Source organism: Pollutimonas bauzanensis (assembly GCF_900129885.1).
GTDB lineage: Bacteria > Pseudomonadota > Gammaproteobacteria > Burkholderiales > Burkholderiaceae_B > Pollutimonas > Pollutimonas bauzanensis.
Window position 1 is genome coordinate 321761 of record NZ_FQXE01000003.1, and the last position, 14856, is coordinate 336616.

At 63.2% G+C, this 14856-nt stretch carries 13 protein-coding genes; 7 read left to right on the plus strand and 6 right to left on the minus strand.

Going from position 1 to position 14856, the window contains the following annotated elements; translation table 11 throughout:
* Positions 1 to 49 precede the first annotated feature (49 nt).
* From trpD to BUB23_RS07445, 4 genes are all read right to left on the minus strand, one after another.
* Entirely contained in the window at positions 50 to 1081 is a 1032-nt protein-coding gene (gene trpD / locus BUB23_RS07430) for an anthranilate phosphoribosyltransferase (protein ID WP_073102459.1), read from the minus strand.
* Positions 1082 to 1098: 17 nt separating this feature from the next.
* Positions 1099 to 1662: an anthranilate synthase component II gene (locus tag BUB23_RS07435; RefSeq protein WP_073102460.1), complete on the minus strand. Its 564-nt coding sequence runs from the start codon at positions 1660 to 1662 to the stop codon at positions 1099 to 1101.
* Between the two features lie 28 nt (positions 1663 to 1690).
* Positions 1691 to 3211 (minus strand): anthranilate synthase component I, encoded by a 1521-nt coding sequence (gene trpE, locus BUB23_RS07440; RefSeq protein ID WP_073102461.1) that lies wholly within the window; start codon positions 3209 to 3211, stop codon positions 1691 to 1693.
* Positions 3212 to 3420: 209 nt separating this feature from the next.
* Positions 3421 to 4110, minus strand: a complete 690-nt coding sequence (locus tag BUB23_RS07445; protein ID WP_073102462.1) for a phosphoglycolate phosphatase — start codon at positions 4108 to 4110, stop codon at positions 3421 to 3423.
* 177 nt (positions 4111 to 4287) lie between these two features.
* Between BUB23_RS07445 and BUB23_RS07450 the strand changes: the two genes are divergently transcribed.
* Positions 4288 to 6063 carry a GGDEF domain-containing protein gene (locus BUB23_RS07450; protein ID WP_073102463.1) on the plus strand — a complete coding sequence of 592 codons (1776 nt, stop codon included), beginning with the start codon at positions 4288 to 4290 and terminating at the stop codon, positions 6061 to 6063.
* Positions 6064 to 6090: 27 nt separating this feature from the next.
* Here the strand turns inward: BUB23_RS07450 and rpe are convergent, their stop codons facing one another.
* Entirely contained in the window at positions 6091 to 6792 is a 702-nt protein-coding gene (gene rpe, locus BUB23_RS07455; RefSeq protein WP_073102684.1) for a ribulose-phosphate 3-epimerase, read from the minus strand.
* Positions 6793 to 6952: 160 nt separating this feature from the next.
* Between rpe and apaG the strand changes: the two genes are divergently transcribed.
* The 4 genes from apaG (at position 6953) to BUB23_RS07475 (ending at position 10637) form a co-directional block, all read left to right on the plus strand.
* On the plus strand, positions 6953 to 7327 hold the full coding sequence (gene apaG / locus BUB23_RS07460) for a Co2+/Mg2+ efflux protein ApaG (RefSeq protein ID WP_073102464.1): 375 nt from the start codon (positions 6953 to 6955) through the stop codon (positions 7325 to 7327).
* A 19-nt stretch (positions 7328 to 7346) separates the two neighbouring features.
* Complete coding sequence (mltA, locus tag BUB23_RS07465; RefSeq protein ID WP_073102465.1) at positions 7347 to 8627, plus strand: murein transglycosylase A; 1281 nt, start codon at positions 7347 to 7349, stop codon at positions 8625 to 8627.
* Positions 8624 to 9796, plus strand: a complete 1173-nt coding sequence (locus BUB23_RS07470; protein ID WP_073102466.1) for an FAD-dependent monooxygenase — start codon at positions 8624 to 8626, stop codon at positions 9794 to 9796. Before mltA ends, BUB23_RS07470 begins: the two co-directional genes overlap by 4 nt.
* A 67-nt stretch (positions 9797 to 9863) precedes the next feature.
* Complete coding sequence (locus tag BUB23_RS07475) at positions 9864 to 10637, plus strand: DsbC family protein (RefSeq protein ID WP_073102467.1); 774 nt, start codon at positions 9864 to 9866, stop codon at positions 10635 to 10637.
* Positions 10638 to 10640: 3 nt separating this feature from the next.
* On the opposite strand, the gene BUB23_RS07480 is transcribed toward BUB23_RS07475, so the two are convergent.
* Positions 10641 to 13208: a putative bifunctional diguanylate cyclase/phosphodiesterase gene (locus BUB23_RS07480; RefSeq protein ID WP_084135865.1), complete on the minus strand. Its 2568-nt coding sequence runs from the start codon at positions 13206 to 13208 to the stop codon at positions 10641 to 10643.
* Between the two features lie 217 nt (positions 13209 to 13425).
* Between BUB23_RS07480 and BUB23_RS07485 the strand changes: the two genes are divergently transcribed.
* A complete protein-coding gene (locus tag BUB23_RS07485) occupies positions 13426 to 14601 on the plus strand; it encodes a PepSY-associated TM helix domain-containing protein (protein ID WP_073102469.1) in 1176 nt (391 codons plus the stop codon).
* Positions 14598 to 14777, plus strand: coding sequence for a hypothetical protein (locus BUB23_RS07490; RefSeq protein ID WP_073102470.1), 180 nt, complete (start codon positions 14598 to 14600; stop codon positions 14775 to 14777). The genes BUB23_RS07485 and BUB23_RS07490 overlap by 4 nt, the downstream gene beginning before the upstream one ends.
* Positions 14778 to 14856 lie beyond the last annotated feature (79 nt).

The window sequence follows — 14856 nt, forward strand, 5'->3', positions numbered from 1 at the left end:
TATTACTGCAGGCCGGTATGGCGCGACACCCCTTGCGGGGGGACGCCGCTCATGCGGAAAGCGTCCGGGTGTAGGCGCAGAATTCATCGAGCTTGGCCCGCGCGGCGCCGCTGGCCAGGGATTCGAAAGCCAGCTTCAGGCCATCTTCGATAGAGCCGGCCTTGTTGCCCGCATAGATGGCCAGGCCCGCGTTGAAGCCGACGATATCGCGGGCGGGGCCGTCGGCATCATCGAGCGCGGCCAGCACCATCCTGGCCGATTCCTCGCGGTTGCCGACCTTGATGGAGCGGTTGGACACCATGGCCATGCCATAGTCCTCGGGGTGGATTTCGTATTCGCGCACCTGGCCGTCTTTCAATTCGCCCACCAGGGTGGCCGCGCCCAGCGATGCCTCGTCCATGCCGTCCTTGCCGTGCACGATCAGCACATGCTTCGAGCCCAGGCGCTGCAGCACCCGCACCTGTATGCCGACCAGATCGGGGTGGAATACGCCCATCAGCTGGTTGGCGGCATTGGCCGGGTTGGTGAGCGGGCCGAGAATATTGAATATGGTCCGCACGGCCAGTTCCTTGCGCACGGCGGCGACGTTTTTCATGGCCCCATGGTGCGAAGGGGCGAACATGAAGCCTATGCCGATGCGGTCTATGCTTTCGGCGACCTGTTCAGGGTTGAGCATGACATTGGCCCCCAGCGCTTCGAGCACGTCGGCGCTGCCGGATGAAGACGATGCGCTGCGATTGCCGTGCTTGGCGATTTTCACGCCCGCCGCGGCGGCCACGAACATGGACGCGGTTGAAATGTTGAAGGTGTTGGAGCCATCGCCGCCGGTGCCGCACATATCGAGCAAATCATCGCTGCCGGATGTGTGCACCGGCAGGGCGAATTCGCGCATGACCTGGGCTGCCGCGGTGATTTCGCCGACGGTTTCCTTTTTGACCCGCAAGCCCATGATCAGCGCGCTGGCGATCTGCGGCGACACTTCGCCGCGCATCAGCATGCGCATCAGGTGCAGCATCTCGTCGTGGAATATCTCGCGGTGCTCGATGCAGCGCGACAGCGCTTCGGTCGGTGTGATGGTCATTATTGTTCCTCTGCTTTTTATATATTCAGGAAATTTTTCAATAAAGCGTGGCCGTGCTCGCTCAATACCGATTCGGGATGGAACTGCACGCCGTATACGGGCAGGGTTTTGTGGCGCAATCCCATGATCTCGCCGTCCGCGGTCTCGGCGGTGATTTCCAGGCAATCGGGCAGCGTGTCGCGCCTGACGGCGAGCGAATGATAGCGCGTGACCACGAAGGGCGAGGGCAGGCCGCTGAAGACGTCGCTGCCGCTGTGGGTCACGTCGGACACCTTGCCATGCATGATTTGCCGGGCGCGGACGATGTCGCCGCCGTAGGCGGCGCCTATGGCCTGGTGGCCCAGGCATACGCCCAGTATGGGCACTTTGCCGGCGAAGTGCCGGATCAGCTCGACCGATATGCCCGCCTCGGCGGGCGAGCAGGGCCCGGGCGACACGCATATGCGCTCCGGCTTCATTGCCGCGATATCGGCCACGCTGACCTGGTCGTTGCGGCGGACTTCGACCTCCTGCCCCAGCTCGCCGAAGTACTGGACCAGGTTGTAGGTAAACGAGTCGTAATTGTCTAGCATCAATAACATGCCTTTCTCCTTGGGTTGATGCTATGCGTCAGATGGGTTCGTCCAGGCCGAACTGTACCTGCTCGGCGGCGCGCAACACCGCGCGCGCCTTGGCTTCGGTTTCCTGCCATTCTTTTTCAGGGTCGGAGTCGGCCACGATGCCGGCCGCGGCCTGCACGTAGAGCATGCCGTCCTTGATGATGCCGGTGCGTATCGCAATGGCGACATCCATTTCGCCCCCATAGCTGAGGTAGCCGGCCGCGCCGCCGTAGATGCCGCGGCGCACGGGTTCCAGTTCGTCGATGATTTCCATGGCGCGCACCTTCGGGGCGCCGGTCAGGGTGCCGGCCGGGAAGGCGGCGCGCAGCACGTCCATATTGCTCATGCCGTCGTGCAGTTCGCCGCAGACATTGGACACCAGGTGCATGACGTGGGAATAGCGTTCTATGGTCATCGTGTCGGTGACCTTGACCGTCCCGGTCTTGGCGACGCGGCCCACGTCGTTGCGGGCCAGGTCGATAAGCATGACATGCTCGGCGCGCTCCTTGGGATCGGCCAGCAGCTCCTCGGCCAGCTGCGCGTCTTCTTCCGGGGTGGCGCCGCGCTTGCGGGTGCCAGCCAGCGGGCGGATCGTGACCATGGTTTTCTGCTTCTGGGCTTCGGTGACGATTTCCTGGCGGACCAGGATCTCGGGTGAGGAGCCGACCACCTGGAAGTTGTCGAAATTCCAGTAGTACATGTAGGGGGAGGGGTTCAGCGAGCGCAGGGAGCGGTAGAGCGACAGGGGCGAATCGCGGAATGGCTTGGTAATGACCTGGCCGATCTGCACCTGCATCAGGTCTCCCGCGGCGATGTATTCCTTGGCCTTGAGCACCGCGGCGATGTAGTCTTCCTTGGCGAAATCGCGGCGGCTGGCGGTTTGCATGCTGGCATAGGCGTAGGGAATCACGACCGGCGTGCGCAGTTTTTCGCGCAGTATTTTCAGGCGGCGCTTGGCCAGGGCGTAGCTTTCGGCCTGCGCGGGATCGGCGTACACCAATAGATAGGTGCGGCCGGCGAGGTTGTCGACGATCACCAGTTCGTCGACCTGCAGCAGCATGATATCGGGCGTGCCCTCGTCCTGGCCGGCGGGAAAGGGCTTGACGGCGGGCCCCAGGCGCGGCTCGATGTTGCGCACGGTGTCGTAGCCGAAATAGCCGGCCAGGCCGCCCGCGAAGCGCGGCATGCCGGGCCGTATGGCGACCTTGAAGCGCCGCTGGTAGGATTCGATGAAGCTTAAAGGGTCGCCTTCGTGCGTTTCGACCACTTTGCCCAGATGCACGACTTCGGTGGTGGAGCCGCTGGAGCGGATGACGGTCTTGGCGGGCAGGCCGATGAAGGAATAGCGGCCGAAGCGTTCCCCGCCGACGACGGATTCAAGCAGGCAGCTGTTGCGTCCGCCCTCGGGGCCGTTGTGCGCCAGCTTCAGGTAGATCGCCAGGGGGGTGTCCAGGTCGGCGTAGGTTTCCGCGATCAGGGGGATGCGGTTGTAGCCTTGTGCCGCCAGGGCGTTGAATTCGATTTCCGTCATAGTGGTCTCTGTGAGATGTTTACATAGAGGCCGGGACAGGAATCAAAAAAGCCCGGCCATTAGTCGGTTCCGGGCTGTGCTTTTTAGTAATGCCGACGACACGTGAAAGACGAGGTCTTTGGTGCCGGGAGTGGATTACCGCTACCCAGAACACAAACGCCACCAGCGCCAGTTGGCGCAGGGCGTAATGCGGTAATAGGCGGCAGCGATCATGGCTCGTTGTTCGTGTGGTTGCGTAGCGCCCACCGGGCGGCTTCCTTAATGGACATAACTATATCATCTACTTCCAGAGTTCGCACGTCCATTCCTTCGTTGTAGCCGTAAGGGACGGCCAGCACGGCCATGTTGGCCGCGCGCGCCGCCAGCGCGTCATTGACCGAATCGCCTATGGCCAGGACCTGCGCCGGATCCACCCGCAGCAGTTCGCAGGCATGCAGCAGGGGCATGGGATCGGGTTTTTTCCGCTCGCAGGTGTCGCCGCACACAATGTGTTCGAAAAAGCCGGCAATGCCCGAGCGCGCCAGCAAAGGCAGTGTGAATTCGGTGGGCTTGTTGGTGACGACGGCCATTCTCAGGCCCGCCGCCTTGAATGCATTCAGCCCTTCCACGACGCCAGGGTACAGGACGGCCTGATCGCCGTTTACCGCGTGATAGTGGCGGCCGAAGATTTCCAGGCCCTGCCTGACATCGCCGGCATCGGGCGTCGACCCGTCGGGATTGTTCGAAAGCGTGCGCAGCACCAGGTTTTCCGTGCCCTTGCCGACATAGCTCGCGATGGTTTCCCGCGATAGCGGCGGCAGGCCCAGTTCCAGGCGCATGCCATTGGAGGCGTTGGCCAGGTCGGGTATGGTGTCGAGCAGCGTGCCATCGAGGTCTAGGAGTACGGCGGCAAACGGCATATGGCGTCCCTTGCTTGAATAAAACATGGAATTGTAGAGCGTACGGCGACACCTTCTTGTAATATCGGACTGTTAAATTTTGCGCTGACCCGAACTCGAGCATGAATGATGGCAACACTGACAGGGTGCAAGGTGGTAAGTTCGCATAGCGAGACACAACACGATGAGAGCGTGCAAATGCTGGCAAGTTTTCGCAAGGTTTTGCTGGACAAGGCCTTGACTCCCTTATACCAACCTATTGTGAATCTGCAGTCGGGCCAGATCATAGGCTATGAAGGACTGATCCGGGGCCCTTCGGATTCCCCTTTGCATGCCCCCACCAAGCTCTTCAGCGTGGCCCGCCTGGATGGGAAGACGATAGAGCTCGAACGCCTGTGCCGCCGGATACACATAGACCAATTCCTGGCGCTGGGCCTGGCGGGCAAACTGTTCCTGAACATGAGTCCCGACGCCTTGATGATGCCCGCCGGCGACGTCGGCGCATCCTTGATGTATTCGCAGATAGTGGGCATGCCCGCCGAGAATATCGTCATCGAGCTGACCGAGTCCGAGGCGACGTCGAATTACTCCCTGCTGCGCCAGGCCGCCTCGGATTACCGCGGATTCGGCCTGCAAATCGCCATCGACGACCTGGGCGAGGGTTTTTCCAGCTTGCGGCGCTGGTCCGAGCTGCGCCCGGAATACGTCAAGATAGACAAATACTTCGTGCAGGGCATCGACAACGACGCGGTCAAGCGGCAGTTCGTGCGGTCGATTTTCGAGATGGCGCAGCAATCCAGGTCCGAGGTCATCGCCGAAGGCATAGAAACCGAGGCGGAACTCGCGGCGGTGCTTAGCCTGGGCATCCAGTATGGCCAGGGCTATTTGCTGGCCCGGCCCGCCGCGGCCCCCATGGCCGTGTTGCCGCAGGCAACGCTGCGGCTGCTGGCGCCGGCTCCCAGCAAGCGGCCGCTGATGAATGACGCCTACAAAAGCGTGGCGACGGCGCGCAAGATCCTGCGTCCGGTGCCCGCCGTCGCCGATACGATCCTGACCAATGACGTCTACGACATCTTCAAGAAGCAGCCCGAGCTGCAGGTGCTGGCGGTCTTGCGCGAGGGGCTGCCGGTGGGCCTGATACACCGGCTGCGCATGCTCGATCGCCTGGCGCGCCCTTATCATCGCGAGCTCTATGGCAATAAGCCCTGCGATCAGTTCATCGAGAATCAGCCGCTCATCGTCGACCACCAGACCAGCCTGCAGGACCTGGGATACCTGTTCACCGAGGCGAACCCGCATCATCTGTCAGACGGTTTCATCATTACCGAGGAGGGGCGGTTCATAGGCGTGGGAACGGGCTTTGACCTGATACGCGAAATCACCCAGATGCAGATCCATGCCGCGCGCTATGCCAACCCCTTGACGCAGCTGCCGGGCAATGTTCCCATCAACGAACATATCGAGGCCTTGCTGGCGCGCGAAGAGCCCTTCGCCGTATGTTATTGCGACCTGGATCATTTCAAGGCCTTCAACGACTTGTACAGCTATCGCAAGGGCGACGAGGCCATACAGATAACCGCCAACCTGTTGCGCGAGCACATAGATCCCAATTCGGACTTCGTCGGCCACATAGGCGGCGACGACTTCATCGTGGTGTTCAAAAGCAGGAACTGGCGCGAGCGCTGCCAGCGGATACTGGACTGCTACTACGCGGCCATGTCGCACCTGTACAAGCCCGTCCATCTGGCGCAAGGCGGCTACATCGCCGAAAACCGGCAGGGCATCGAGGTCTTTCACGGGCTGATCAGCATTTCGCTGGGCGTCGTCGAAGTCAACATGGCCTTGCCGTATTCCAGCCATCACATCGCCGAGTTCGCCGCCCTGGCCAAGAGCGAAGCCAAGAAGATTTCCGGCAATTCGCTGTTTGTCGAACGGCGCTCGCTGTTGGGAGCCCTGCCGGCGCAGGATGGCTGAAGCAAGCGGGCTGGCCGGCCGGCGCGCCTAAACGGAAAGGGATTCGCCCTTGGCGATCCCGGCGCGCAGCGCATCGATGACGGCTTTGTAGTCGGGATGGCCGAAGATGGCGGTTCCGGCGACAAAGGTGTCGGCGCCGGCCGCGCGTATGGCGGCGATATTGTCGACCTTGACCCCGCCGTCCACTTCCAGCGCGATGCTTTGCCCCCCGGCGTTGACCCAGGCGTCGATCTTGCGGCGCGCCTGCGCAAGCTTGGGCAGCGTGCCCGGTATGAATTGCTGCCCGCCGAAGCCGGGGTTGATCGACATGATCAGCACCACATCCAGCTTGTCCATGACATAGTCCATCCAGTCCAGCGACGTGGCGGGGTTGAACACCAGCCCCGCCTGGCAGCCGTGGTCCCTGATCAGCGACAAGGTCCGGTCGGGGTGGCGCGACGCTTCCGGATGGAAAGTAATAATATTGGCGCCTGCCTTGGCAAATTGCGGGATAATGGCGTCAACGGGCTCGATCATCAGATGCACGTCTATGGGCGCTTCGGTATGGGGCCGCAAGGCGGAGCAGACCATGGGGCCCATCGTCAGATTCGGCACGTAGTGGTTGTCCATTACATCGAAATGGATCCAGTCGGCGCCGCTGGCAACGACGTTCTTTACTTCTTCGCCCAATCGGGCGAAGTCGGCCGCCAGCAGGCTGGGGGCGATACGGGTAGGTTGAGTCAATGGCATGGGAGTACACCGGTTGTTAAACAAGAACCAAAGCAGCGAATATGCCATTATTGCAGGTTAGCGCCGACTTTCCTTTCAAGGGTGGCCTGAATGCGCCCCGCGCGGGCTCGTCCGGCCCGTTCCCGGATATCGCGGCGGCCATCTCATCTGGAACCTGGACATGAAACCTTACGACATTGCAGTCACCGTCACCCCGCAGTACCTGCCCGAGCAATCCGAACCCAATGAGCAGCAGTTCGTGTTCGCCTATACCGTGCGCATCACCAACAAGGGCGAGCATGCCGCGCAGGTGATCAGCCGCCACTGGATCATCACCGACGGCCAGCAGCATACCCAGGAGGTGCGCGGCCTGGGCGTGGTCGGGCAGCAGCCTTTGCTGGGCCCGGGGGAAACCTTCGAATACACCAGCGGCTGTCCCCTGCCCACGCCGGTGGGCACCATGCGCGGCACTTATCACTGCGTCGGCGAAAATGGCGTTCCGTTCGAGGTGCCCATCCAGGAATTCGTCCTTGCAATGCCGCGCACTCTGCATTAATCCGTAGCCTGGCCATTTTATGAAAAGAATCCTGCTTTCTTCATTGCTGCTCGCGCTTCTGGCGGCTTGCGGCACCGCGCCGCGGGCGCCTTCGCCCGAAACCGCCGCCCCCGCCGAAAACATCGCCGAACAGCCGCTGCGCGTGCCGGCGCTGGAATCCATGCGCGACACCACGCCCCGCGCGCTGGCGGGCAAGTTCCAGCAGGCATCCTGGGCCGGTTTGCCCGGCTGGCAGAATGACGGCCTGGATCATGTCTGGAAAGCGTTCATCAATAATTGCAAGGGCCTCATGCGGCCGGTCTCCGGGTCTCTTGCCATGCAGGCGCGCGCTACGCCGCGCGCGTGGCAGCCGGTGTGCGCGGCCGCGGCCCAGTCCGGGCTGGCCGCCGATACCGCCACAGGGCCCGCCGTTCGCCAGTTTCTGCAGGCCCAGCTGCAGCCCTGGCGTCTGCTCGATGCGGGCGGCAAGCCCGCGCAGAATACCGTGACGGGCTACTACGAACCGCTGGTGTGCGCTTCGCGCAAGCGCCAGGGCGCCTATCAATGGCCTTTGTATGCCGCTCCCGCCGATCTGCTTACCATAGACCTGGGAACGGTCTACCCCGAGCTTGCCGGCAAGCGGGTGCGCGGCAAACTGGCGGGCAAGCGCGTCATACCCTATGACACCCGCGCCGAGATCGCCGCGTCGGCCGAGCGCCAGCCGCCGGCCATCGTCTGGGTCGACGACCCTGTCGAGGCCTTCTTCCTGCAGGTCCAGGGTTCGGGCCGCGCCTTGCTCGATAACGGCGAAACGATACGGCTGGCCTATGCCGATCACAATGGGCGGCCTTATGCGTCCATAGGCCAGTGGCTGGCCAAACAGGGCGAGCTGCCTTTGGCCCAGACCTCCATGCAGAACATCAAGGCCTGGGCCAAGCGCAATCCGGACCGCGTCCAGCAGATGCTCAACGCCAACCCCGCCATGGTGTTCTTCAACGAAGAGGCCATCACCGACCCCGAGCTCGGGCCCAAGGGCGCTTACGGCATCCCCCTGCTCGGGCAGCGGGCCGTGGCGGTCGATACGACTTTCGTGCCGCTGGGCACGCCAGTGTATCTGGCCACCGATTATCCGGCGTCCAGCCAGCGGCTTGAACGCCTTGTATTCGCGCAGGACACCGGCGCGGCCATCAAGGGCGCGGCGCGCACTGATTTTTACTGGGGCTCCGGCGACGAGGCCGGGGCAATGGCCGGGCGCATGAAGCAGCGCGGCGAAATGTGGCTGTTGTGGCCCAAGCAGGCGGGGGTCCCGTCGGCGCGATGAGTAAAGCATCTGTACTGGTATGCGGCAGCGGGATCGCCGGCCTGGCCGCGGCGCTCGGGCTGGCCAGGGGGGGCTTCGACACGGCGCTGATCGGTCCGCGGGCGGCGCCCGCGCCCGCGCCGGACGATGTCTATTGTCCCAGGGTATATGCCATTTCCTGCGCTAGCCAGGCCTTCCTGGCCAGGCTGGGCGTATGGGACATGATGGACGCCCGCCGCCTGACGGCCGTGGAGGCTATGGAAATCCATGGCGATGGCGGCGGCGCGCTGAACCTGCACGCCTGGCAGGCCGCCCAGCCCGCCCTGGCATGGATAGTCGAGTCCAGCGCGATGGAATATGCGCTGCGGCAGGCGGTGCAGGTATTCGGCGTTACCTGGCATGCGGAAAAGTTCCAGCGCCTGGAGTCCGGCATGGTCTTCACCGATACGGGCCGCGCGCTGAAAGCCGATCTGCTGGTCGGGGCCGATGGCGCCCAGTCCCCGGTGCGCTCGGCCGCGGGCATCCCGCATGAGTCCAGGCCGTATGGCGACATGGGGCTGGTGGTGCATCTGAACGCCGAGTTGCCGCATCAGAACGTGGCGCTGCAGTGGTTTACCGGCGACTCCATCCTGGCGCTGCTGCCGCTGCCGGATACCGCCGAGGGGCATCAGGTGTCCATGGTGTGGTCCATGCCCGAGTCCATGGCCAAGGAATTGATGGCGCTGCCTGAAGCGCGGCGCGACGGCGTCCTGGAAACCCGGCTGGCGGCGGCCAGCGGCGGGCGGCTGGGGCGCTTGCGGGTGCGCAGTCCGCTGTTTGGCTTTCCGCTGTTCCTGGAACATAGCGGCATGGTCGCGCCCGGCGTGGCGCTGGTCAGCGATGCCGCGCATCGCGTCCATCCCCTGGCCGGGCAGGGCCTGAATCTCGGCCTGGCCGACGTGGAGGAACTATTGCGCGTCCTGGGCGCCAAAGAAGCGTACCGGAAAGCGGGCGACCTGCGCGTATTGCACCGCTATCGGCGGGCGCGCGCCGAACCCCTGTTGGCCATGCGTGTCGCTACCGATGGTTTGCATCGCCTGTTTGCGGCGCAAGCCGCGCCAGTGGCCTGGGCCCGCAACGCAGGCATGCAGTGCGCCGACCGCCTGCCGTTCATCAAGCGCTTTCTCATCGGCGGCGCGTCGGGGCAATGAAGCAGCCGGATTGGCGCCGCAGGCGCGCAGTCCGGCATCAATGGCGAATTAATCAGGAGTTTTTTTTATGCGTTCGAGTTTCACCGGCCTGCTGGCCACAGCCTTGCTTGCCAGCCTGCCCTTCGTCGGCGGCCCTGCGCATGCCGACGCCCGGGTGCTGTCGACCCGCGGCAGCGACGCGGCGCCGCCCGCCGAGGTGCTGTCCACCGAAAGCATACGCAAGGGCTTTGCGCAGCGCTTTCCGGGCATAGATATCACCGATGTGAAGCCCACCCCGTTCCCCGGCCTGTTCGAAGTGCAGATAGGCATGGACCTGCTGTATACCGATGCCAAGGTGGACTACATACTGCAGGGCTCGCTGGTGGACGCCAGGTCGCGCACTGATTTGACCGCGCAGCGCCTGGAACAGCTGGCCCAGGTTTCTTTCTCGGCCTTGCCGCTGCAGCTCGCCGTCAAGCAGGTAAAAGGCAGCGGCGCCCGTAAAATGGCGATATTCGAGGATCCGAATTGCGGCTATTGCAAACGCCTGCACCAGACCTTGAAAGGCATCGACGACACCACTATTTATACCTTCCTGTTCCCCATCCTGTCGCCCGATTCGGAGGTGAAGGCGCGCAATATCTGGTGCGCCAAGGACCAGGCGGCCGCCTGGCGCGGCTGGATGCTGGACGGCAGGACGCCGCCCGACGCCGATTGCGAAACGCCTGTCGAAACCGTGCTGGCCCTGGGCAAGAAGCTGATGGTGCAGGGAACGCCCGCGATCATTTTCGCCGACGGCAGCCGGGTCAATGGCGCGTTGCCGCTGGATGCCTTGCAAAAGAAGCTGGACGCCTTGAACTGAGCGCTACGGCGGGTCCGCAGGGCTGGCGGTGTGCCGCAGCAGGGCGGTGAACTCGCCTGCCGGCACGGGCCTGCTGAAGAAATAGCCCTGGTAGTTGTCGCAGCCCAGTTTTTTCAGGGCCTCGAGCTGTTCCAGGGTTTCGACGCCTTCGGCGGTCACGGCGAGACGCAATGACTTGGCCATGGCGATGATCGCGGTCACAATGGCGGCGTCATCGGCTTCCGATGTAAGCCCCTTCACGAACGACTGGTCGACCTTCAATATGCTTACCGGCAATTGCTTCAGATAGGCCAGGCTGGAGTAGCCGGTGCCGAAGTCGTCGATGGCCAGATGCACGCCCATGTCGTGTATGTCGCCAAGCAGGCGGATCGCGCTGGCGGCGTTTTCCATGATGGCGCTTTCCGTGACTTCCAGTTCCAGGTGTTCCGGGCGCAGCCCGGTGTCGGCCAGGATTTGCCGCAGGCGTTCGCGCAGGTCGCCCTGGCGGAACTGGCGCGGCGATAAATTGACGGCCATGATCATCGGCGGCAACCCCAGCCGTTGCCAGCGCATCGCCTGGGCGCATGCGCTGCGCAAGACCCATTCGCCTATCGGGACGATCAGGCCGCTTTCTTCGGCCAGGGGTATGAATTGCGCGGGCGAAATCATGCCGCGCTCGGCGCTGTTCCAGCGGATCAGCGCCTCGGCGCCGATGATTTCCCCGGTCCGCATCGATACCTTGGGCTGGTAGTGCAGTATCAGTTCGTTCCTGGCGATGGCGTGGTGCAGCTGATTGCGCATTTCCAGCCTCTCGGAGGCCCGCGCCTCCAGCGCCGGCGAGTAGTGCGCGTAAGTGTTGCGTCCTACGGACTTGGCCTGGTACATGGCGATGTCGGCGATCCGCAACAGTGTCTCGCCGTCGTCGCTGTCGTCGGGATAGACGCTGATGCCTATGCTGGCCGTAAGGAAGATTTCCCTGCCCGCCGCATTGACCGGCGCCTGGAAGCAGCCCTTCAGCCGGTCCGCGGCGGCGGTGATCTCTGACCTGGCCGATATGTTTTCCAGCACCAGCACGAACTCGTCGCCGCCCACGCGGGCAATGATATCGACATCCGGCATGGCGTCTTTCAATAACAGGGCCACGGTCCTGAGCGCTTCGTCGCCGGTCCGGTGGCCCAGCGTATCGTTGATTTCCTTGAACCCGTCGAGCTCGAGGTAGAGCAGCGCCAGGGACCGCGCGTTGTCGTTGGCCTGCAATAAGGCTTGCGCCAGCTTGTCCAACAACAGACCGCGGTTGGGAAGGCCGGTCAGCGCGTCACGCGTCGCCAGATAGATCAGCCGCTCATCGATTTTCTTTTGCTCGGTGATGTCCTCGGATATCCCCAGCAGGTATTTCGGCTGTCCGTCGGCGTCCAGCAAGGCGAGTTTTTTGGTGTGCAATATCCTTTCCTCGCCCGATTTGATGACGATGGATTCGTCCCGCGCCACCAATGCGCCCAGTCCCTGCAGGGCTTCGCGATCCTTGGCGACGAAGTGGTCGGCCTGCTCGGGAGGGAAAAGGTCATAATCGGTCTTGCCTATGATGTCTTCCTCCCTGAAGCCGGTAAGCGCCTCGCCGGCCGGGTTCAGGCTGGCAAAGCGCAGGCTCTGCGCTTCTTTGATGAACACCATGCTGGGCATGTGGCTGACGATCAGCTCCAGGAATTCCTGGCTGCGGCGCACTTCGCTGGTCGTGCGCAGGGCCGCAATGGCAAATGACACGTCATTGGCGATTTCGGTCAATAGCCGGATTTCCGCGGAACCGAATGCCTGCGGATCGGTGGAAAAGATGCCCAGCGCCCCGATGATTCTGTTCTCCACCTGTAGCGGCAGCCCGATGGCCGAAGCGCAGCCCCGCGCAGCGGCCTCTGTGCGCCACGGCGACCGGCCGCTATCGGCCGCAAGGTCCTGGAAAACCTGCGGACTGCCCAGGCGGATCGCCTTGGCGACCGGCCCCGCGTCGGGATGGGGGCTATCCCAGTCCGCGGGGCCGAAGCTGGACAGGAGTTCGCCGCCGGCGCCGGAATCCGCCTGGGCGAGCAGGGCGCCGGATGGTTCGCCGGGAGCGTAGCCTACCCATGCCAGCTCGTAGCCGCCAATTTCCCGGACCACGCGGCAGATGTCCTGCAAGAGGCCTTCTTCGGTGTACGCGCGCAGCATGGCGCTGCTGGTGGCGCTGCGCACGGCCTGCACACGCCCTATCCGCAGCAGGGCTTCGCGCTGGTGCTGCAGCTGTTCGGCCATGTTGTCCAGCCGGCGCGCCAGGACGCCCACTTCGCCGCCGCTGCCGCCCAGGCCCGTGCGGACGCTCAGGTCGCTCTGGCCCAATTGCGCCGCCTTGCTGTTGAGCTCGCCTATCGGCCTCAATACCAGCCAGTTGCCCAGCGACCACAACGCGGCGAGGGCCGATAGCGACCCCGCGGCGACCACCAGGAAATCGCGGGCGCCGCGGTACTCGAGGAAAGCCAGCATGGCGATGGCCGGCAGCGACGCCGCCAGAATCAGCAGCAGCAAGCGGGTACGAAGTCCGACCGACGATAAACATAGCCGCATAAGGTTTATTTTTGATTATCAATTTCAGCGGCCCGGTTTTGAGGTGCCGTCTATCTCGCTGGAATTTACCACAGTGGAAAACAAGAAACGAATGTTTTTTTTATGATGGCTGGCGCGCCCGGTTCTCGTCTGGATACACTTTATTTTTGCCGATTCTAATGATAACCATTATCATTCGTTTTCGTTTTTTATCAGGAATGGCCGGCCGGGCGAGTTTATGACTGTTGCTTCCACCTTGAAGAGCTGGTATTGGATCCACAAATGGACCAGCCTCGTTTGCACCCTGTTTTTGCTGGTCATCTGTCTGACCGGCTTGCCCCTGGTATTCCACGAGGAAATCGAGCATTGGCTCGATGACGGCAAGCCGTATGCGGCGGTTCCCGACGGCACGCCGCCCGCCAGCCTCGATCTGATCGTGGAAAAGGCGCGCGCCATGTACCCGCGCGAGGTCATCGATTTCGTTTTCATGGACGACGACGAGCCGCAGGTGCTGGTGGGCATGGCGCCGTCCTACGGTGCCGATCCGGGGCTCAGCCACTTCGTGAAGTTCGACGCGCACACGGGCGAGCTGTTGAAGGACGGGCGCCTCGCCTCGGAGGAAAAGCTGACCTTCATGGGGATCATGCTGGCCTTGCACGTCGACTGGTTCGCCGGCCTGCCCGGCGAACTTTTCATCGGTTTCATGGGGCTGCTGTTCGTCGTGGCCATTGTCTCGGGCGTGGTGTTGTACGGCCCCTTCATGAAGAAGCTGCCCTTTGGCGCCGTGCGCGCCTCGCGGTCGAGGCGCCTGAAGTGGCTGGACCTGCACAATTTGCTGGGCGTCGTCACACTGGTGTGGGGCAGTGTGGTGGGCCTGACGGGCGTGATCAACGAGCTGGCCACGCCGCTGTTCGGCTTGTGGCAGGCGACCGAAGTGGCCGAAATCATGGCGCCATACAAGAACGATGCCGTCCCTGCGAGGCTCGCCTCCGTCCAGGGCGCCACCGAGGCGGCCGCCAAGGCCTTGCCCGGCAACACGGTGATCAGCATGAATTTTCCCGGCAACCGGTTTGCGACTCCGCATCACTATATGGTGTGGACCAAAGGCGCGACGCCTTTGACGTCGCACTTGTTCACGCCCGTGCTGGTCGACGCCGGCACGGGCCAGGTCACGACGGTCGCCCATCCCCCCTGGTACCTGACGGCGCTGGAGCTGTCGCGGCCGCTGCATTTTGGCGATTACGGCGGGATGCCTTTGAAGATTCTCTGGGCGCTGCTGGACCTGCTGACCATCGTGGTGTTGGCCAGCGGCCTGTATTTGTGGGTGGCGCGGCGCAAGGCGGCCGATGCGCGCATCGCCGCCTTGGCGCGGCAGTCGGACGATGCCCTGCGGCAAGCGCGGGAGGCGATATGAGCGGGCGTTCGGCTTTCATGCGGCTGTGGGGCGCGCCTATCGTTCTGGGCCTGCTGACGGCTTTCGGCTTGCTCGCCGCCCTGCTCGGCACCGGGTGGTGGCATTGGGCCGCCTGGTTCAGCCTGGCCATTCCCATTGCGGTGTCCTTGCGCTATTGGCTCGCCCCCCGGCAGTAGGCAGGCACGCCGCCGCAATGAATTCAAAAAAGGGAGATTACATGCAAATCATAGCGATCGTCCGCGCCAAGCCGCCTAT